20 protein-coding genes, 1 tRNA gene and 2 riboswitches are annotated in these 19392 nt (G+C 67.2%); of the genes, 11 read left to right on the forward strand and 10 right to left on the reverse strand.

Annotated features, from left to right (window positions below; genetic code table 11):
• The first annotated feature begins 89 nt into the window (after window positions 1-89).
• Window positions 90-680 (forward strand): SDR family NAD(P)-dependent oxidoreductase, encoded by a 591-nt coding sequence (locus NL241_RS23120; protein ID WP_494395151.1) that lies wholly within the window; start codon window positions 90-92, stop codon window positions 678-680.
• 13 nt (window positions 681-693) lie between these two features.
• Here the strand turns inward: NL241_RS23120 and NL241_RS23125 are convergent, their stop codons facing one another.
• The 7 genes from NL241_RS23125 to NL241_RS23155 all read right to left on the reverse strand — a co-directional run bounded on the left by NL241_RS23125 (window position 694) and on the right by NL241_RS23155 (window position 8466).
• Window positions 694-1128 carry a carboxymuconolactone decarboxylase family protein gene (locus NL241_RS23125; RefSeq protein ID WP_494395152.1) on the reverse strand — a complete coding sequence of 145 codons (435 nt, stop codon included), beginning with the start codon at window positions 1126-1128 and terminating at the stop codon, window positions 694-696.
• 84 nt (window positions 1129-1212) lie between these two features.
• Window positions 1213-1773 (reverse strand): Rv1733c family protein, encoded by a 561-nt coding sequence (locus NL241_RS23130; RefSeq protein WP_487687388.1) that lies wholly within the window; start codon window positions 1771-1773, stop codon window positions 1213-1215.
• Between the two features lie 188 nt (window positions 1774-1961).
• Complete coding sequence (locus NL241_RS23135; protein ID WP_487687386.1) at window positions 1962-2765, reverse strand: DeoR/GlpR family DNA-binding transcription regulator; 804 nt, start codon at window positions 2763-2765, stop codon at window positions 1962-1964.
• A 9-nt stretch (window positions 2766-2774) separates the two neighbouring features.
• Complete coding sequence (pdxA, locus tag NL241_RS23140; RefSeq protein ID WP_494395153.1) at window positions 2775-4976, reverse strand: 4-hydroxythreonine-4-phosphate dehydrogenase PdxA; 2202 nt, start codon at window positions 4974-4976, stop codon at window positions 2775-2777.
• A 24-nt stretch (window positions 4977-5000) separates the two neighbouring features.
• Window positions 5001-5681 carry an SDR family NAD(P)-dependent oxidoreductase gene (locus NL241_RS23145; protein ID WP_487687380.1) on the reverse strand — a complete coding sequence of 227 codons (681 nt, stop codon included), beginning with the start codon at window positions 5679-5681 and terminating at the stop codon, window positions 5001-5003.
• Window positions 5678-6886, reverse strand: a complete 1209-nt coding sequence (locus NL241_RS23150; protein ID WP_487687378.1) for a sialidase family protein — start codon at window positions 6884-6886, stop codon at window positions 5678-5680. Before NL241_RS23150 ends, NL241_RS23145 begins: the two co-directional genes overlap by 4 nt.
• Window positions 6883-8466 carry an ABC transporter substrate-binding protein gene (locus NL241_RS23155; RefSeq protein WP_494395154.1) on the reverse strand — a complete coding sequence of 528 codons (1584 nt, stop codon included), beginning with the start codon at window positions 8464-8466 and terminating at the stop codon, window positions 6883-6885. The genes NL241_RS23150 and NL241_RS23155 overlap by 4 nt, the downstream gene beginning before the upstream one ends.
• Window positions 8467-8731: 265 nt before the next feature.
• On the opposite strand from NL241_RS23155, the gene NL241_RS23160 reads away from it, so the two are divergent.
• The 7 genes from NL241_RS23160 to NL241_RS23190 all read left to right on the forward strand — a co-directional run bounded on the left by NL241_RS23160 (window position 8732) and on the right by NL241_RS23190 (window position 14539).
• Window positions 8732-9751, forward strand: coding sequence for an ABC transporter permease (locus NL241_RS23160; protein ID WP_487687373.1), 1020 nt, complete (start codon window positions 8732-8734; stop codon window positions 9749-9751).
• A complete protein-coding gene (locus tag NL241_RS23165; protein ID WP_494395155.1) occupies window positions 9748-10698 on the forward strand; it encodes an ABC transporter permease in 951 nt (316 codons plus the stop codon). Before NL241_RS23160 ends, NL241_RS23165 begins: the two co-directional genes overlap by 4 nt.
• 1 nt (window position 10699) lies before the next feature.
• Window positions 10700-11512 carry an ABC transporter ATP-binding protein gene (locus NL241_RS23170; RefSeq protein ID WP_487687368.1) on the forward strand — a complete coding sequence of 271 codons (813 nt, stop codon included), beginning with the start codon at window positions 10700-10702 and terminating at the stop codon, window positions 11510-11512.
• Window positions 11509-12354 carry an ATP-binding cassette domain-containing protein gene (locus NL241_RS23175; RefSeq protein WP_487687366.1) on the forward strand — a complete coding sequence of 282 codons (846 nt, stop codon included), beginning with the start codon at window positions 11509-11511 and terminating at the stop codon, window positions 12352-12354. Before NL241_RS23170 ends, NL241_RS23175 begins: the two co-directional genes overlap by 4 nt.
• The gene (locus tag NL241_RS23180) at window positions 12354-13310 is read left to right on the forward strand and encodes an aldo/keto reductase (protein ID WP_487687363.1); all 957 of its coding nucleotides are present in this window, start codon (window positions 12354-12356) and stop codon (window positions 13308-13310) included. The genes NL241_RS23175 and NL241_RS23180 overlap by 1 nt, the downstream gene beginning before the upstream one ends.
• A 7-nt stretch (window positions 13311-13317) precedes the next feature.
• On the forward strand, window positions 13318-14082 hold the full coding sequence (locus tag NL241_RS23185; protein WP_494395156.1) for an HpcH/HpaI aldolase family protein: 765 nt from the start codon (window positions 13318-13320) through the stop codon (window positions 14080-14082).
• Between the two features lie 85 nt (window positions 14083-14167).
• Window positions 14168-14539: a DUF6319 family protein gene (locus tag NL241_RS23190; RefSeq protein WP_487687358.1), complete on the forward strand. Its 372-nt coding sequence runs from the start codon at window positions 14168-14170 to the stop codon at window positions 14537-14539.
• Between the two features lie 205 nt (window positions 14540-14744).
• On the opposite strand, the gene NL241_RS23195 is transcribed toward NL241_RS23190, so the two are convergent.
• The 3 genes from NL241_RS23195 to NL241_RS23205 form a co-directional block, all read right to left on the reverse strand.
• A tRNA-Ile gene (locus NL241_RS23195) sits at window positions 14745-14818 on the reverse strand.
• Between the two features lie 161 nt (window positions 14819-14979).
• Entirely contained in the window at window positions 14980-16401 is a 1422-nt protein-coding gene (locus tag NL241_RS23200; RefSeq protein WP_494395157.1) for an APC family permease, read from the reverse strand.
• The gene (locus NL241_RS23205) at window positions 16401-17471 is read right to left on the reverse strand and encodes a DmpA family aminopeptidase (RefSeq protein WP_494395158.1); all 1071 of its coding nucleotides are present in this window, start codon (window positions 17469-17471) and stop codon (window positions 16401-16403) included. The genes NL241_RS23200 and NL241_RS23205 overlap by 1 nt, the downstream gene beginning before the upstream one ends.
• Window positions 17472-17629: 158 nt before the next feature.
• Between NL241_RS23205 and NL241_RS23210 the strand changes: the two genes are divergently transcribed.
• The 3 genes from NL241_RS23210 (at window position 17630) to NL241_RS23220 (ending at window position 19377) form a co-directional block, all read left to right on the forward strand.
• Complete coding sequence (locus NL241_RS23210; RefSeq protein WP_487687350.1) at window positions 17630-18199, forward strand: TetR family transcriptional regulator; 570 nt, start codon at window positions 17630-17632, stop codon at window positions 18197-18199.
• Window positions 18200-18317: 118 nt separating this feature from the next.
• A complete protein-coding gene (locus tag NL241_RS23215; protein WP_494395159.1) occupies window positions 18318-18830 on the forward strand; it encodes a hypothetical protein in 513 nt (170 codons plus the stop codon).
• Between the two features lie 50 nt (window positions 18831-18880).
• Window positions 18881-18972, forward strand: a riboswitch (glycine riboswitch).
• A 1-nt stretch (window position 18973) separates the two neighbouring features.
• Window positions 18974-19065, forward strand: a riboswitch (glycine riboswitch).
• The gene (locus tag NL241_RS23220) at window positions 19027-19377 is read left to right on the forward strand and encodes a hypothetical protein (RefSeq protein WP_494395160.1); all 351 of its coding nucleotides are present in this window, start codon (window positions 19027-19029) and stop codon (window positions 19375-19377) included. It overlaps the preceding riboswitch by 39 nt.
• Window positions 19378-19392 lie beyond the last annotated feature (15 nt).

Here is a 19392-nt window from a genome sequence, read left to right on the forward strand (position 1 = left end):
GGCTACCCGGGGACTACGGGTTTTCCGTGGTCCCTGCCGCCTGGCGCGACTGCCAGTGTGGTCGCAGTGCAGCGGAGGGAGGGCCGGTGATGAGCGCTCCGGAACTGTCGGGGAGCACGGCCCTGGTCACCGAGGGCACCTCCGAACCGGGGGTTTCCATCGCACGGTTACTGCGGCGCGCCGGTGCCCACGTCATCGTCAGCGGCCGGGACGCTGACGCCGGACGGGTGGCCGTCAACGCGCTCGGTCCCGGCGCCAGCTTCATCACCGCAAACCTGGCCGACCTGGAATCCGTCGACCACCTCGCCAGACAGATGCCCGTCGACATCTTGGTCAACAACGCCGCCCTGGCGGACCTCGATACGTTGGCCGGTCTGTACTTCCTGGTGGCCGCCGTCGCGCCGTGCATGATCCGCCACAGTGGGGGGTCGATCGTCCACGTCTCGTCGGGGGAGACCGATGCCGGCGCCGCGCTGACCCGCACCTGGGCCGCGGAATTCGGTTCCTACGGCATCAGGGTCAACAGGGTCGTGAGCGGGCCCGCCGACACGTCCGTTCCGCTGGGACGCGCCGCCGAACCCGCCGAAATCGCCGAGGCCGTCCTGTTTCTCGCATCACCGCGGGCGAGCTTCATCACCGGCGCCACCCTGCACGTCGACGGCGGGGCAAGCATCGTGTGACGGCCTGCACGGCTCACGGCTTGACGACGTAGTGGCTGCTGATCGCCACCCGGTTGAACGCGTTGATGACGACGGCGGCCCACCGCAGCGCCGCGGCCTGCTCGGAGGTCACCGCGTCGGTGTCCACGGCGGTGCGGTCGGCGATCAGGGTGACCTCCTCGGCGATCGCCAGCGCCGCCCGCTCGGCATCCGAGAAGTACTGCGTCTCCCGCCACGCCGACAGCACCGCCAGCCGATCCGCGGTCTCCCCGCCGGCCAGGGCGTCGCGGGTGTGCATCCGTAAACAGAACGCGCAACCGTTGATCTGCGAGGCCCGGATCCTCAGCAAGTCCAGCGTGAGTTTGGGGATTCCCACGGCCTCGGCTGCCTGCGTCACCTGCTCGTCGAGGGCCAACATCGTCTTGTACGCCTCGGGGATCGCGGTGCTCAGCAACGTGCGGGTGGCCATGGTGTTCTCCAATCAGTCAGCCGGGCCGCGGCGGCCCACACCCGTATTGACGAGACAGCGCACCACTATGTGACCCGCCCCGGGTCACCCGACCAGTAATTGGTATTCCTGCTCCCAGACCGCGTACCGCCGTCGGTCCAGCCACACACGCAACACCCCGAGCAGGGTCGCGGCCACCGCCGCCGCGCCCACCCAGACCGACATCGCCGCGGTCACCGCGGCGGGAACCGCAGACTCAGGTGGCGGCGGTGTCCGCTCGCCGCGCTGATCCACCCAGATGCCCAGCGCGTCACCGACTTCGTGCCACTCCCGCGAGAACATGGCATCGGTGCGGATACGCCCTCCGTCGGTCCACTGCACCCGGGTGACCGCGCCCGGTGTGTAGAGATCCGCCGGCCCCACACTCTCGGCGATCACCTGGGCGCTGACCTGACGGTGGGTCGCCATGTACTCGGTGAGGGCGCGGGCCTTGGTCTCGTGCACCTCGGTGCCCACCGCGCACGCCACCGGGATCAAGAACAGCAGCACGGCAGCCACTACGGCGGCCAGGGCTGCTTCCACTCGATCGCTGCAACGCACCAGTGGGTTGTGTCCCAAGGCCCGCGACAACCACACGTTCCTGACGTTGTGGTCGACGGCGTCCATGGCAGCCTCCGAAGTGACCGCGGTCGTGCACCTTCAGCCTGCCAGCACTTGCCGGATTGCAACAGAGGCCGAGCTCATCTCTTCGGCATGTATGCAAAAAGCGCCAACTCATCCGGGCGAATGATGTTGACGCGGCTGCCCTTCGAGCCCCGGTACCCTCCGGTGCTGCGGTCATCGCGCCGGCGCGCTCACCCCGCGCTGAGGTCGGAAGTCTCCGAGAGCTCGCTGACTCGAACGACAGTGACGTCCGCCTTCTCGAAGGCCTTGATCTGCTCGTCGGTGGCCGCGCTGTCGGTGACCAGCGTGGTGCCGGCCGGAATGGGCGCCCAGGCGTGAAACGGCCTGCGGCCCAGTTTGTCTGCGTGCGCCAGTATGTAGAGCTCCGACGCCCGTTGCATCATCAGTTCTTTGAGCCGCGTCTGCTCCAGTTCTGCCTCGCAGATCCCGAACTCGGCGGTGACGGCATCGGCCCCCAGGAACGCGCGGTCGAACGTCAGCCGCTCGAGTGTGGCCTCGGCCAGTGGCCCCACGAACCCCTGACTGAGATGCCGCAGTGTGCCGCCGATGCACTCCACCCGGACGGCGTTGGCGTCGGCCAGCGCTTCCAGCGCGGTCAGTCCCGCGGTGAACACCGTCAGGTCACGAACCCGACCGAGGTACTCCCCCATGGCTCCGACGGTGGTTCCGGCATCCAGCAGGATGGTCTCTCCCGGCTGCACCTGCCGGGCGGCCCACCGCGCAATCGCGTGCTTGGCGTCGAAGCCCTGCTGCGCGCGTTGGCGCAACGATGATTCCGGGTGACGCTTCAAGGCGATGGCGCCGCCGTAAGTGCGCGCGATCAGTCCCTGATCGGTGAGCAGACTCAGATCCCGCCGAATGGTGGATGCCGTGACCCCGAACTGAGTGGAGAGTTCCTCGACGCTGGCCAGTCCGGTGGAACGCGCCAGTCTGACGATCTCGGCGCGCCGCGCTTTGGAACCCCGTGGGGGCATCAACCTCTCCTATTTGAGAACAGTTGTGCTGGTTGCCAGTTCGGTCGCCTGACGAAGCGCCTCGATCATGCTACCTGCTTCGGCTATCCCTTTACCGGCGATATCGAAGGCTGTGCCGTGATCCACCGAGGTGCGGATCACCGGAAGTCCGACGGTGATGTTGACGCCGGCTTCGATCCCGAGCACCTTGACCGGACCGTGTCCCTGATCGTGGTACATCGCCACGATCAGGTCGTAGTCGCCCCGGCCCGCCAGGAAGAAGGCCGTGTCGGCGGGCAACGGGCCGTGCGCGTCGATGCCGTCGGCCACCAACGCCTGTACCGCGGGAACGATCTTGGCGTCCTCTTCTCCGTAGCCGAACAATCCGCCCTCGCCGGCATGCGGGTTGATGCCGCACAAGCCGATCTTGGGATGGGGGTTACCCGCTCGCACCAGGGCCTCGTGACCGCGGCGCACGGTGCGTTCCACCAGCCCCGGCTCGATCTTGGCCACCGCGTCGATCAAACCGATGTGTGTGGTCACGTGGATGACCTTGAGTTTAGGCGTCGACAGCATCATCGATACCTCTTCGGTGCCGGTCAGGTCGGCGAGCAGTTCGGTGTGGCCGGGATAGATGTGGCCCGCGGCGTGCAGCGCTTCCTTGTTCAGGGGTGCGGTGCAGATCGCCTGGACCTCACCGCGGACGGCGAGTTCGGCGGCGACGCGGATGTACTCGTAGGCGGCATGCCCGGCGACCGCGGACAGCTCGCCCCACGGCAGATCCGCGGGCAGCAGGTCGAGATCGATGACGTTGATCCGGCCGGGTGCGGGATGCGCGTCGGCGACGGAGTCGACGGTCACGATGTCGCAGCGGATGCCCAGGATCTCGGCGGCCTGCGCCAGCCGCTTGGCATCGCCGATGACGACGGGGATGCACCGGTTCAGAGTGGCGTCGTCGAGCAGTGCGGGGACGATGACTTCGGGGCCGATTCCGGCGCCGTCACCCATGGTGATGGCGACGATGGGCCGCGCTTCGGGGCCGGGTTGGGGTGTCATGGCGGAACTCTCCTGAGGTGTGGTGTCTGATTCGGGCCCTGGCGTCGGTGCCAGGTGTGCGGTGATCTCGGCGAGGCTGGCGCGGTCACCGAAGCTGCCCGGACGGGTGACGATGCGCCGTCCATCCGGGGCGATACTGACGACGGCGCCGTGGTGGACGACGCCGGCGAGGCGCAAGGCGCTGACGGCCAGGGCGTCGATGACGGCCCGAGCGGTTTCCCCACCGGTGAGCACCAGATCAGGCCGTTGCCTCGAGTGGCGGTCCACCTCGGCGATGAAGCCGCCCATCGCCGTGGACAGCGCGCGCTGATGCAGCGCCGTAACTGACCCGCTGATCGTCAGGACGACATTGCGATGTGCCCTCAACGCGTTTGTCACAGCGGTGATGTCCGCCGTGCCGGCCAGCAGCCGGTCGGCATCGACAGCGACGTGGGCGGCGCCGCCGGCGATGAGTGCCTCGACTTGCGAAGGCGCATTCGGTGCGGCGGTACCCACCACGGTCAACACCGTGGCAGAGCCCGCGGGGGCGCTGCGCGCCGCGGCGACCACCGGTTGCGTGCGGGCAAGCGCAGCGGCCAAGGCCGAGGCACCGACCAGCTGAACCCCCGGGATGGATTGTGCGACAGCCACCACGAGGTCCAGATCGGAATCGTCGGCGATATCGCAGATCGCCACCTCGCCCGCCGCCACAGCGGTTGCCGCGTCACGCGGCGAGGCGCACACCGCAGCCGGATGGCTGATGAGGTCGGCCACGGTGGGTGGGGCTGGTTGCGGTTCCAGGTGCCAGAGGTCGGTGTGGTGCAGCGCAACGTCACCGACGTACAGCACACCGCCGCGGATCTGCCGTCCCAGGGCGGGCAGGCCGGCGGCCACGATCACCGGACCTCGTTCGGCGAGGGTGTCGACGGCGGCGCCGACGTGGCCGCGCAGCAGCGAATCGATCTTGTGCATCACCATCCGCCCGGGGCTGACGGCACTCAATGCGGTGCGCAGCACACCATCGGCGTCCGCCACCGGCATGGTCCGGCTGTTGAGGTCGGTCACGGTGACACCGCGCCGAAGCGATTGTCCGGCATCGAGTTCCAGTACCAGGTCGACATCCCGGTCCAGGAACGCCGCCGCCGTCTCGGCGGCACCGGAGAGGTCGTCGGCGAAGATGGAGAGGTCGAGGCTCACAGTACCGTCCTCACAGTGCCGTCCTCACAGCGACATCCCCGCGCACTGGGTGATGACCTGGCCGGTGATGCTGCGGGCGTCGGGGCTCATCAGAAACCCCACGAGTCCGGCCACTTCATCGGCGTCGATCAGACGGCCCATCGGCGGTGTCTTGGGTGGGGTGTGAGTCCGGTTGGGATCCATCAGCATCGGGGTGTCCGTAGGTCCGGGAGCCACCACGTTGACCGTCACCCCACGCTGAACCAGTTCGGCAGCCCAGGACCGGGCCATCCCGGCCAGGGCGGATTTGGTGGCGGCGTACTGACTCTTGCCTGCGCTGCCGGTCATGGTTCGGCTGCCGAGCAGAATGATGCGCCCGCCATCGCGGATCTTCGGCGCCAGCGTGTTGGCCAGCACCTCAGCGGCTCCCACGTGCACCCGCCACATCTGGGCGCTGTGTGCGGTGTCGAGGTGGCCCAGCGGTGCGCTGAATTGCAGACCGGCCGCATGAACCAGTGCATCCACCGAGTCCAGCTGGCGCAGTTCGGTTTCCAGTGCCTCGAAATCCGTCATGTCGGCGCGCAGCCAGGTGAATCGGGTGTCCTCGATGTCCGGCCGGCGTCGACTCAGGCCGGTGACCTCCCAGCCACCGGCGAGCAGCCGCGTCACGATCGCCGCCCCGATTCCGGAGCTGGCGCCGGTGACGATCGCGCGCTGGGCCGTCATGTGGCTGCACTCACCCAGTCACTCTCGAGAGCAACGTGTTCGATGGCCTGGCGGTACCGGGTGAACGCGACGTGCAGGGTGCCGCCGTCGGTGCAGATGGAGGGGTAGGACAACTCCCGGTTCAGGGCGTCGCGGGAGTTGTTGGACAGGCAGTACCCGTCACCTTCTTCGATGTTTCGTCGCACCGGCCAGGTCAGGCCGCCGTCAGCGGAGACCGCCAGTGTCATCGGCGCCCGTGGCGCTCCCCAGAATGCGGTGCGTTCGGCGGTGCTGGTCGCCACCGGGGCGGGGGCCGGCGCGGGGTTGTCGGCGATCCCGTCGTCGTCGATCTCGTCGTAGAGCGATACCCGCCGCGCGGTGGCGTCGGCGGCACTGGATTCGTTGAACACCAGGGCCAGTCGATCATCCGGGAGCACCACGAACTGGATGGAGGAGTTGTTGTTGGGCAGCTCGGTGGGCTGCGGCACCGACCAGCTCTGCCCGTCATCGGTGGAGACGCTGCGGTAGATCGAGTCGGCCCAGCGGCTGCGGAACAACGCGACCAGGGTGCCGTCGGAGAGCCGCCCGATGTTCATGTGCACGCAGCCGATGCTGTCGGGCACCTCGACTTCACTCCACGTGTGGCCACCGTCATCGGAGATCATCACCGCGCTGTAATCACGGTTGCCTGCCCACTTCTCGCCAGGAATTCGGACGCAGTAGAAGATCGGCAGCAGCAGACGGCCACCGGGCAGTGCGACCGGTGGCTGACGGATGAACACCCCGGCGGCGTCGGTGGCGGGAATCAGCGTGTGCACGTCGCCCCACGTGCGCCCGCCGTCAGAGGAGATACGCCGCTGTACCCGTGCGGTGTCCTGATTGCCGGCGTGCTGCGAGGTCCACAACAACCACACCTCGTTGTCACCATGGACGTACAACACGGGGTTCTGTTCGGAGCGGGTGTCGTCGTGGGACAGCTGCACGGGTGCGGTCCAGGTGTCCGCTCCTGCGTCCAGCCGGGAGAACCACACGCTGATGTCGGCGACACCCTCCTGGGTGCCGGAGAACCACACACAGGCCAGGGCGCCGTCGGGAAGCACTGTGAGGTTGGCGGCGTGGTTCTGGATGTGCGGCGGCGGTAGCAACGTCTCCCGGCGGCCGTGCTGATGGTGGGGCCGCAGCACGCCGTCGGCGTGGAGGGTGGCGGTATCGGCGGTGGTGGTCATGAGTTTCCGTTCAGGGTCACTGCGGCCAGATCGTAGGAGTTGTTGGGCCGCAGGTTGATTCCGTCGATACGGGTGCGCCGTCCGAGCACCGCCTTGGGGACGAAGGACCACAGCATGGGGCAGGTGTCCCAGATGCGGCGCTGGGCATCGGCCAGCAGTGCATCACGGCGGGCGGGCTCCACCTCTTCCGAGGCCTGGGTGATGATGGCGGTGATCTCGGGGAATTGGTACCCGTGATAGGTGTCGCGGGTTTCTTCTTTCTCAGGTGTTCCGGCGTACATGCCCTGCATGATGGTCAGAGCCAGACCGGTGGGGCTCGGATATCCGTTGCCCAGGATGTCCCAGTCGCCGGCTTTGCCCTGACGCCACTGCGCGATGTCGCCGCCGGGCTCGAACTGCTGCAGCGTGGCGCCGACACCGGCGGCCGAGAGCATCTGCAGCACCGACTCCATGATGTCGGTGTCCGCGGCGAATTCGCCGCTCTCCCAGATGATCTTGACGCGCAGATCGTTGATGCCCAGGGACCTCAGCTCGGCCTTGGTGCGGTCGGGATCGTAGGTGTAGGTGCCGGTTTCGATGGCGCCGGCCAGACTCAGCGGGATGACGCCACGCGACGCGGTGGCCGAGCCCTGCATCACGTTGTCGACCAGGGACTGCCCGTCGATGGCGTACGTCAGGGCGCGGCGCACCCGGGCGTCGGCCAGCGGATGGCCCGGAGGCTTGCGGAAGTTGTAGAACAGCTGGTTGAGACGCACCCCGTCGGCGTGCTGGACGGCCACCCCGGCCAGGCCCTCGATCTGATCGGTGGAATCCGGGGTGATCGAATCGATGACATCGAGTTCACCGCTGCGCAGGGCCACCACCCGGCTGGACTCGTCGGGCATGAACCGTACCTGCACCGACTCCACGTGCGGGGCTGCGCTCCAATAGTTTTCGTTGCGCGCCAACGAATATGTGCCCGACCCGCGGTCGGATGCGGTGACGATGTAGGGGCCCGTACCCACTCCGTCGGAGAGGTCTTCGGGTTTGTTGGCCGCCGCGGGGGTGATGAGGATGTTCGACATCAGGTAGTCGAGTACCGGCACCGGTCGAATGGTGTTGAGGAAGAAGCTGGTCTGGTCGATCGGTTCGACGGTGGGCCACTCGGGGAAAAACCCCCCGACAAAGGACCCGTCGACCTGGGAGTACATCGACAACGCCGTCGCCACATCCTGCACCTGCACGGCACTGCCGTCGGAGTACCGGATGCCGGGCCGCAGGTGTACAAACCAGCGCGTCGGCTCCACCAGGCGGAACTGGTCGGCGAGCACCAGTTGAGGTTTGAGGTTCGAATCGATCTCGGTGAGCGCCTGCCGCACTGCGCGCTGAACCGTGAGCGCCGCGTCGTACTGCAACAGCTTGTTGTCCAACGTGTTCAGCGCCCGGTTCAGACCCAGGCTTACCGCATCGGGTCCCGGTCGGCCGGTCGGTGTCGCACACGACGCAATGGCCGGGGCCAGCGCCAGTCCGGCGCCGAACAGCATGCTGGAACGCAGCATCGACCTGCGGGAAAAGCGTCGATCGAGTAGCGACTCGGTCATCGTCGACCTCCGAGTTTGAGGGGTGCCGCAGTCGGGGATGCGCCGCGCTCGGCGGTCCCGCGCTTGTGACTGGTGCCACACCGAACCCTAGCCCTTCTGCGCACAACACGCAATATGCGTGCCACACCTTGCGTATTACGCGCATTGGTGTCATTGTGATTTAGACGACAGCCCCGTCGCTTTCTGGCTCCGACCACAGGTCGCCGCCGCAGATCAGAAGGGTCGACGATGACCGCACAGGTATTCCTCGAGGTCGGTGACTGACGTGGCCGACCAGCTTCTTGCACCCATGCCGGCGTCGACGGCCGGCACCGCACCACGAGGTGCACTCAGCCGACTGCTGGGGCCGATGCCGCGTTACATCCTGCGTCGGCTCGGCCAGAGCCTGCTGACGGTTTTCCTGACACTGACCACCGTCTTCGTGCTGATCCGCATGGCCCCCGGCGACCCGGCCTACTCGCTGGCCGGGCCGCTGGCCAGCTCGGAGGATCTGGCCCGGATTCGCACCGACATGGGCTTGGACGAATCCGTGTTCGTCCAGTACCTCAAGTACCTGCAGGGTCTTCTGCACCTGGATCTGGGCACGTCGTATTCGTTCCAGGCCCCGGCTTTCGACGTGGTGCTGTCCCGGCTGCCCTACACGATCACCTTGGCGGTCTCGGCGATCCTGCTGACCACCCTGGTGGCCATTCCGCTCGGGGTGTGGATGGCCCGGCGCGCCGACAGCCGTCGTGAACTGGCCGCCAACGCCGTCACCATCGCCGGGCAGTCCATGCCGGACTTCTGGACCGGCCTCATGCTCATCACGGTGTTCGCCGTGCTGTTCCCGGTGCTCCCGCCGGCCGGATTCACCACCTGGTCCAGCCTGATCCTGCCGACCGTGACCATCGCCGTCCTGCAAGTCGCGCTCATCTCCCGAATGGTGCGACGCGAGATGGTCGGCGCGTTCTTGTCTCCCTACATCACCGTCGGCCGCTCGCGCGGTGTGTCCGAAACCGAGCTGATCTGGCGATACTCGTTGCGCAACTCCGCCATCCCCGTGCTCACCGCGTTGGGAACCCGCTTCGCCTCGATGCTCAACGGTGTCGTGGTCGTCGAGGTGGTGTTCGCGTGGCCCGGCGTCGGCTCGCTGGTGGTCCGCGCACTGGAGACCCGCGACTACCCCCTCATCCAGGCCACCGTCCTGGTGACGGCGGTGCTGGCCATCCTGGTCCAGCTGCTGGTCGACCTCTGTTACCCACTGCTGGACCCGCGCGTCCGGCTCGGAAAGGCACGCGGCAAATGACTACTCCCGCAACCACTGTCATCGACCCGCCGGCACAGCCCCGCCCCTCGGCGGTCACCGCCCGTGACATCGCCCGCGCCGGCGCCACCCGCCGTCAGCGCGACAGCCGGGTCAAGATCTGGGTGGGCACCATCGCCGTCCTGCTCGTCGTCGCGCCGGTGGCCTTGGCGCGGGTTCTCCCGCTACCCTCCCCCGATGCCACCAACCTCGCCGCGCGACGGCTTCCCCCGCTGACCGACGGCCACCTGTTCGGCACCGATCAACTGGGCCGCGACCTGCTGGCCCGCGTCCTCTACGGCGGTCAGGTGTCGCTGACGATCGGCATACTGGCCGTGCTGGTGTCCGGGCTTATCGGCCTGACCCTGGGCGCCGTGGCCGGCTACCGCGGCGGCTGGATCGACACGGTCGTCAGCCGCCTGCTCGAAGCACAGCTCTCCTTGCCGCTGCTGATGATGCTGCTGCTGGTGGTCGCGCTGTTCGGTCCGTCGATCCCCGTCATCACCTTCGTCATCGCCATCGCCCAGTGGCCCGAGATCGCCCGGCTCACAAGATCTTTGACACTGGTGGAACGGGAGAAACCGTATATCGCGGCGGCGCACGTACTGGGCCTGGGACATACCGCCATCCTGACCCGCCACATCGTGCCCAACATCGTCAAGCAGGTCTCGCTGGTGGTGTTGCTGCTGTTGGCGCAGGCCGTGCTGCTGGAAAGCGCCCTGAGCTACCTGGGTGCCGGCCCGCAGCGCCCGTTCGCCACGTGGGGCCGCATCATCTCCGACGGCCAGGACTACGTCACCACCTCCTGGTGGCTGGTCACGCTGCCGGGCCTGGTGATCGCCCTACTGGTGGTCGGTGTCAATCTGCTCGGCGACGGACTCCGCGACCGCGCCGGAGGCCCCAGGATCGGCCTGCTGAAGTTGTTCACGTTGCGCCGGAAGGACAAATGAGATGGGTAATCTGCTGCGCATTGACGAGTTGCAGATCGAACTGATCACCGCGGCCGGTGTCATCCGCGCCGTCGACGGGGTGACGTTCTGCATCGGCTCCGGTGAGACCGTGACGATCATCGGTGAATCCGGCTCGGGCAAATCGACCACCGCCATGGGCGTGCTGGGGCTGCTCCCCCCGGATCTCGCCGTGATGTCAGGCCGCGCCCAGTTCAAGGACATCGACATCCTGGGCAAGGACGCGGCGCTGAAAAAGGTCCGCGGCCGGCACATCGCCCTGATCCCCCAGGACCCCATGACGGCGTTGAGCCCCGTGCACACCATCGGTTCCCAGCTGCGCGACGCGATCCGCCACAGCGGCGTCACCGGCCGCGCGGCGCAGCGCACCCGCGCGGTGGAACTGCTTGACCAGGTACACATTCCGCGCCCCGCCGAACAGCTCTCGAAGTACCCGCACCAACTGTCCGGTGGCATGCTGCAACGTGTCCTGATCGCCGCCGCGCTGGCAGCCGGACCCGAGCTGATCGTGGCCGACGAACCCACCAGTGCACTGGATGTCACCGTGCAGGCCAGCATCCTGGACTTGCTGCTCGAACTCCAGGAACGCACCGGTGTGGCCATGCTGCTGATCACCCACGACCTCGGAGTGGCGCGTTTGATGTCCGATCAGATCTACGTCATGAAAGACGGCCGCTTCGTCGAAGGCGGCAACGCTGAGGCACTGCTGGGCAACCCGCAGACCGCTTACTCGAAACGACTCCTCGACGCAGTTCCCCGGCTGGACGCCCGGCCCGGCATGGAGGTACCGGCATGACCGAACCCTTGTTGAGTATCGAAGACCTGGTGGTCGAATACCCCGTTCCCGGCGGGGTGTTCCGGGCACTCGACACGGTGAGCCTGAGCGTCGAGCAAGGCTCATGCCTGGCCGTCGTCGGCGAATCCGGTTGCGGGAAGTCCACACTGGCCAAAGCGATCGTGCGGCTGGTGCGGCCCTCGTCGGGCCGGATCTGCTTTGACGGCGTGGACATCGCCGGGCTCTCGGAACGAAAGCTGCGGCCTTTCCGCTCGCGCATCCAGATGGTGTTCCAAGACCCGTACGGATCGTTGGACCCGCACCTGAACGCGGTGGACATCGTCGGCGAACCGCTTCGCCTGCGCGGTGTCCGGAGCCGGCGTGACCGCGAGGCCCGCGCCGCCCAACTCATCGATCAGGTGGGGCTGCCCACCAGCGCACTGCGGCGTAAGCCGGCCGAGTTCTCCGGTGGCCAGCGCCAACGGATCGGGATCGCGCGTGCACTGGCCAGCGAACCCGACCTGCTGGTGTGCGACGAAGCCACCAGCGCGCTCGATGTGTCCGTGCAGGCGCAGGTGCTCGACCTGCTGCGCGACATCAAACGCGAGACCGGGCTGACCTATGTGTTCATCTCCCACAACCTCGGGGTGGTACGCGAGATCAGCGACACCATCGTCGTCATGCGATCGGGCGGTATCGTCGAATCCGGCTCCACCGCAGAGGTTCTCGCCCACCCCCGCGAGCCCTACACCATCGCGCTGCGAGCAGCGGCGCTGGATCCCACGACCATGGTCGGAATCAAACCCCGCAACGTCGTCGCACGCATGACCACCACCCACACCGCCGTGCAAGGAGCAGCCTGATGCCCGATCTCGACTTCACCCGCCCCGCGCTGGGCACCATGACGTTTGGTGACACCGTGGCGGCCGCCGATGCCGGGAAGATGGTCGATGCCGCGTTGGCCGCCGGCATCACCCATATCGACACCGCCAACGGCTACGCCGGGGGTGAATCAGAGAAGATCCTCGCTCAGGTGCTGCGTGGTCGCCGCGACGATGTCACCATCGCCACCAAAGCCGGGATTCCGCATCCCGATGCCGACGGCAATGCACCACTGTCGCCTTTCGGCCTGCGTGCCAGCGTGGAAGGCAGCCTGCGCCGCCTCGGTATCGAGCGCGTCGACCTGTTCTATCTGCACCAGCCTGACCGCGCCACACCCTTGCGCGACACGTTGAGCACCGTGGCCCAGTTGGTGGAGGAAGGCAAGATCGGTGCCCTCGGAGTGTCCAACTACGCGGCCTGGCAGATCGCCGAGATCAACCACCTTGCTGACGAAGTCGGGGCGCCCCGGCCTCTGGTGGCCCAGCAGGTCTACAACCTCCTGGCCCGCCGCATCGAAGACGAATACGCCGAGTTCGCCGCCGTCACCGGCCTGATCACCATGGTGTACAACCCGCTGGGAGGCGGACTGCTCACCGGCAGGCACTCTCTTGACGCCGACCCCGCCGAAGGTCGGTTCGGCGACTCCCGGCTGGCGTCGATGTACAAGCAGAGGTACTGGAACGCAGCGGTGTTCGACGCGATCGCGCAGCTGAGCACCCTGGCCGACAAGGCCGGCCTCCCGATGACCGAGTTGGCACTGCGGTGGCTGGTCAGCAAGCCGGTCGCCGGACCGATTCTGCTCGGCGGCTCCAAGGTCAGCCACCTGGAGAACAACATCGCCGCCATCAACGCCGGACCACTCGACGACGAACTCGTTGCCCAGTGTGACGACATCGGCGTCGGCCTGCGCGGCGCCATGCCCAACTACAACCGCTAGGAAGCCCATGACTGCAAGCGGATTCGCCGAACGGCTGCGTCGCCGCGAACGCCTGATCGGTTACTGGTCGGTGCTCGACTCCCCCGTCTCGACCGAGTGGCTGGCCCACGTCGGATATGACTACATCGCCCTCGACATGCAGCACGGCCTCATCGGCTACTCGGGCATGATCGCGGGTCTGACGGCTATCGACGCCGCCCACGGCCCTGTGGGCCTGATCCGTATCGAGGCCAACCACCCCACCCCCATTGGGCGTGCGCTCGACGCCGGTGCGGCCGGTGTCATCGTGCCCTTGGTCAACACTGCCGCCGAAGCTGCCGCGGCAGTCAATGCAGCGACCTACCCGCCCAACGGGATTCGTTCCTACGGGCCGATGCGCTCGCAGTTGCGCATCGGCCCCACGCCCGCTGTCGCCGACGCCGACACCGTGGTGTTGGCCATGATCGAAACTCCCCAGGGTCTGGAGAACGTCGAGAGCATCTGTCAGACAACGGGTCTGGCTGGCGTGTATGTCGGCCCGTCAGATCTGCGCCTCGCTGTCGGCGGGACACATCCGCAGGATCCCGCTGTCGATGACGAGTTCGAATCCGCACTGCGGCGCGTCAGCGAGGCGGCGGCAGCGGCAGGGATCGCGGCCGGTATCCACACCCCTGACGGTGCGACGGCCGCTCGCCGACTGGCCGACGGTTTCACGTTCGCGTCGGTGGCCTCAGACCTCACCCATCTGAAACTCGCGGCCGCCGCGCACCTCAAAGCAGCGACGGGGGGTTGAGCCCACCCGGTGTCGAACGTGTGTTCTAATGGCTGTCGTCCGCCGGTCCCGCTCATCGCGGGCCATCTTCGACGAGAGGTACGCCGTGACGATCACTGTAGACACCCCGGCAGCAGAGGCAGCGCCCACCGCACCAGTCGCTGAGGAGACTCCGACGAAGACCCCTGCCAAACGGGGCGCCGGCAGGAAAGCCAAGACCATCGAGCTGACCCTGACCGTCACCGGCTCCGCCGACGGTGAATGGCATGCCGAACTGAAGCAGGGTTCCACCTACCTGGCCCGCAACGTCGCCGTCGCTGCGTCCGCCGTGTCCCGCGCGGCCAGGGAACTGCACGAAGACCTCTCCACCCCGATCGATGCCGTGATCGAAGAGGCACGCTCGCAACAGGCCGCGAAGGTCGCGGCATTGGAGGCCGAGCTCGAAGCGGCGCGCAGGGTACTGGCGGATTTGGACTGAGGCTTGTGGAAACTGCACGCCCGTCGGCGTCGAGCATGACTCGGACCTCGCGCCACCAGGTTGTAGGGCGGGCGGGGCTCGAACCCGCTGCCTGGCCACGCTCAGCTCCCTCATCAAGGGAGTGTCAAGGATCAACCGACACAACTGTCAGGCATCACCCGAAACAGAAACGACCAGCATCAACCGAAGCAATACACGGCCTTTGTAGGGCGGGCGGGGCTCGAACCCGCGACCAAGGGATTATGAGTCCCCGGCTCTAACCAACTGAGCTACCGCCCCGTGGCGCGTCTGCGCGGCCGCTATCTTCGCACGCGGCCACGCAGCCCTGCCAAACGGATCCGCGAGGCGCGCCGCCGTTGACCTCGATGCGTCTGATTGATACTGCGGCCACGTCCGGAAATCCCGCCAAACACCGGCGTCACCGGTGTCTCAAACCAGAGTCAGTTCACGCGGGTAGATATCGACGTCGAAGGCTTCCACGCCAGCGCACCGACCACCAGCCCGACGAACGGAATGGCCGCCAGGATGGTGCTCAGAGTGACGCTGCCACCGGTGACGAGCGTGAAGTTCGACAGCACCAGCCACAGGCTGCCCAGCAAGCCGAGCACGGCCACGGCGGGCGCGATGCGCGTCTGGAACACGCCGGACACCCGGTCCCGGTTACGCAGGAAGAACGCCAGCACCGCGATCGAGGTGGTGAGCATCAGGATCACCATGCCGACGGTGGCCACGCCGGCCATCGAGCCGAATACGCCGACCAGCGGGTCGATACCCAGCACCGCGAGGATCCCGACGATGATGGCCGCCGTCACGGTCTGCACCAGCGACGAGAACGCCGGCGAGTCATGTGACTCGTGCACCGCGGCCAGCCGCTGCGGGAACAGGCCCTTGCGCGCCAGCACGAACTGATACCGCGCGATCACGTTGTGGAACGACAGCACGCAGGCGAACAGGCTGGTCAGCAGCAGCACGTTCACGATGTCGCGGCCGATGGTCCCCAGCATCGAGGCAGTGGTGTCCAGCAGCATGTTGCCCTCGCCGTCGAGGGTCTGATTCGCCACTGCCGTCACGTTGTCGGGCCCGATCGCGACCACGAACGCCCACACGGTGACGGCGTAGAACAGGCCGATGATGATGACGGCGGCGTAGGTGGCAATCGGGATGGTGCGCTCGGGGTCACGCGCCTCGTCTCGGAACACCGCGGTGGCTTCGAAGCCGATGAACCCGGTGAGGGCGAACAGGATGGCGATGCCGATGGTGCCCTGGGTGAACACGGCCGGATCGAAGGAGGCGAAGGTGATGCCGGACGGGCCCGGGTTGGCCACCATCACCAGGTCGAGCACCACGACGATGCCGATCTCGAGCGCCAGTGCCACGCCGAGCACCTTGGCGCTCAGTTCGATGTGCCGGTAACCGAGTACGGCGACGATCGCGAGGATCACGAAAGAGTAGACCGGCCAAGGGATTACGGGTCCGTTGTAGAAGGCGACCGTATCGCTGATGGCCCAGCCGATGTAGCCGTAGATGCCGATCTGGATGGCGGTGTACGCGATCAGCGCCACCACCGCGACGCCCTTACCCATCCGTTCGCCGAGCCCGACGGTGACGTAGGAGAAGAAGGCCCCGGCTTCGGGCACGTAGGGCGTCATCGTCACGAACCCGACGGAGAACACCAGCAGCACCAGCGCGGCGATGGCGAAGCCGACGGGGGCGCCGGCGCCATTGCCCAGCCCCATGGCCAGCGGCATGTTGCCGCCGATCACCGTCAGCGGGGCGGCCGCGGCCACGACCATGAAGACGATGCCGATGGGGCCGAGATGCCCGGTGAGGCGCCGCCCTTCGGTCTGGGTAGGTGCGTTCATCAGTTCTCCTGAAATAGTGCGGTGAGCAGGGTGTGGTCGATGGCGTGCGCGGTGTATCCGCGGTGGCCGGTCAGGGTTTCAGCAGCGACGAGGGTGTTGACGATCGCTTCTTCGGTGGCCTCGATGGTCAGGTCGAACAGTCGGGTCATCAACTGCGGAACCACCATTCGCACGGGGACCTCGCGCTGGGCGACCGCGACGTCTTCGTCCCAGGCGTAGGGCGGGATGCCGCGGTTACCGGTGGAGAACGCCAGCATCAGATCGCCGCTGTACTGCTCGCCTGTGCCGCCGACGCGACCGACGGCCAGCGATGCGCGCTGCGCCAGCCGCTGGCACTGATGGGGCAACAGCGGGGCGTCGGTGGCGACGATGACGATGATCGACCCCGATCCCGGCTCGAACCGGGCCGGGTAATCGGGCAGCGGCACCTGTTCGGCGCCGATCCGGGCGCCGACGGGTACACCGTTGATCTGCAGGCGTTCGCGCCGGCCGTGGTTGGCCTGCACGAGGACGCCCACGGTGTAGTCGCCGAAGGTGCGCGAGGCGGTGCCGATGCCACCTTTGAAGCCGTGGCAGATCATGCCGGTGCCGCCGCCGACATTGCCTTCGGCCACCGCGCCGCCCGATGCCGACGCCAGCGCGGCGCGCACATGCTCCGGCCGGACATGGAAGCCGTTGATGTCGTTGAGGAGTCCGTCGTAGGTCTCCCCCACCACCGGCAGCGACCAGTACACGCCGTCACCGCGCACCCGCACCTGCTCGGCCACCAACTCGTCGCGCACCACGCCGACGCTATGGGTGTTGGTCAGGCCGATGGCGGTGGTGAGCTCGCCGGACTCCCGGATCCACTCCAGGCCGGTCAGCTCGCCGCTGCCGTTGAGACGGTGCGAACCGGCAAATACCGGTTCGGTCCAGATGTCGTCATGGGGGATGACGACGGTGACGCCGGTGTTGATTCCGTCGCCCTGCACGGTGGTGTGTCCGACCCGGACACCCCCCACGTCGGTGATGGCGTTGTACGGTCCGGTTGGATGTTCACCGATGACCACGCCGAGATCTCTGGCACGCATGGTTTTCTCTTCGTTCAAGAGTTATTTTCCTAATTGGAAAAGAACTATGCGCCCGGGTGAGCAGTCACGCAACAGGAACGGCAAAATTGGTCCGAATCCGCGAGAGGAGCCCAGCAGTGGCGAGGCCGAACCGGCAGGTAGAGCGACGTGCCGAAATCATGGACGCAGCGATCGCCCTGATCGAGCGCTACGACCTGGCCACGCTCAAGCTCGCCGACGTCGCCGCCGAACTGGGGCTGACCACCAACGCGGTGCGCTACTACTTCAAGGACATGCCCCAGCTGCTCAGTGAGCTGGCGCTGCGCTCCGACGTCCGGTTCTTCGACGAGCGGCTCGAACTCGGTCGCCGCGCCCGCGACATCCACCACCAACTGGCGCTGACCATCGCCGCGGGCCTGCCGAGCGGACCCGAGGACGCCGAGTGGCGAGCGATCTGGCGCGCCGTGCTGGCGGCCGGGTTCGAACTCGACCAGCGCCGGGACGTCCAGGGCATCTACCACCGGCAGGTGGACCTCTACACCGACCTCCTCAACGACGGCGCCGAGGCCGGGGCGTTCACGCTCCGCTCCCCTGCCCGCGACATCGGGATGACGCTGATGTCGATGGAGGACTACTTCGGCTACCGCATCGTGGCGCGCGACCCCGAGATCAGCCGCAGCACCGCCCTGCGGCTGATGCGCCAGTACGCGGAGTTGGCGACCGGGACCAAGCTGCCCGACACGGTGTGAGGCCGGCGTCGCCCCGCCACGCCCAGTAGCGCCCCGCTGAGCACCGACTGCTCTACCGGGGTTCCGCAGTCATGAGTGCCTATCGTTTGGCGGGATCGCGCCCGGGTACCCGCGCGCCATGCTGAGAAACGCTGTGGGGGAAGGCCTCGTCGCCGGTGCGGCCGGGGTGGCGGTGATGACGGTCGGGGAAAAGCTCGAGCAGCGGATCACGGGCCGGCCGGACTCGCATGTGCCTGCCCGCACGCTCGAGCGCCTCACCGGGATGTCCGAACAACCCGGGCAGCAGCCGCTGGTGCGGAACTGGGCCATGCATTACGGGCAGGGCATCCTGCTCGGGGTGCTGCGGGCGGTCATGTCGGAGGTCGGGTTACGCGGCCCACTGGCGTCGGCGAAATTCGCCGTGGTGCGGCTTACCAATGACCAAATCCTGGAGAACGCCACAGGTGTCGGCGCGCCACCACAGACCTGGCCGCGCAAAGAACTTCTCATCGATGTGTTGCACAAGGCGGTCTATGCGTTCGCCACCGGCGCCGTCACCGACATGCTCGCCGCCCGCCGCGGCGCTGGCCCGGGGCAGCGACACGCGGCCCGCCTACCGGGTCGCCACTCGGATGTGGGTCCCGTCCCGTGACAAAGCCGGCGCAGCCCGGTACGTTACCCCCGTCACAATTGAAAAGCCGTTGACGCGTGGCGGGAGAACCTCGAACACCGAGGCGCCGAAGGAGCAACATCCTCCCCGGGAATCTCTCAGGCCCCAGTACCGTTGCGCGAAGGCAACTCTGGAGACAGGCAATCCGAATTGCCTGACCGAAGGTGTACGGCGCTGAGTGCGCCAGATCTCTCAGGTATCAGGACAGAGCGGGGAGTTCCACATCGCCACGGCACCTGCCGAGGCGACCGAACCGGGGGCCGCCTTGTCGACACCGACCTTGTCCACACCCAGATGCACGTCGCTGGACAGCTATGACCGTCAACTGCTGGAGTTCGCAGTGGCGTGGACGCCGTACGGAGGTCCTCCCGACGACGTCACCTTCCTCGAATTCGGCACGACGCCGGCCGGCGTCGACGCGCAGTTCTGCGCCCTCGTCGCTGCCCACGGCGACCGGATCACGCAGCTGACCCGGGCTGACCGTGCGCTCGTCGTCTCGGCCGTCGCCGCGCTCGCGCGGAAGCAGTGACCTTGACCATCACGC

The sequence above is a fragment of the Mycolicibacterium sp. SMGY-1XX genome (assembly GCF_059132455.1).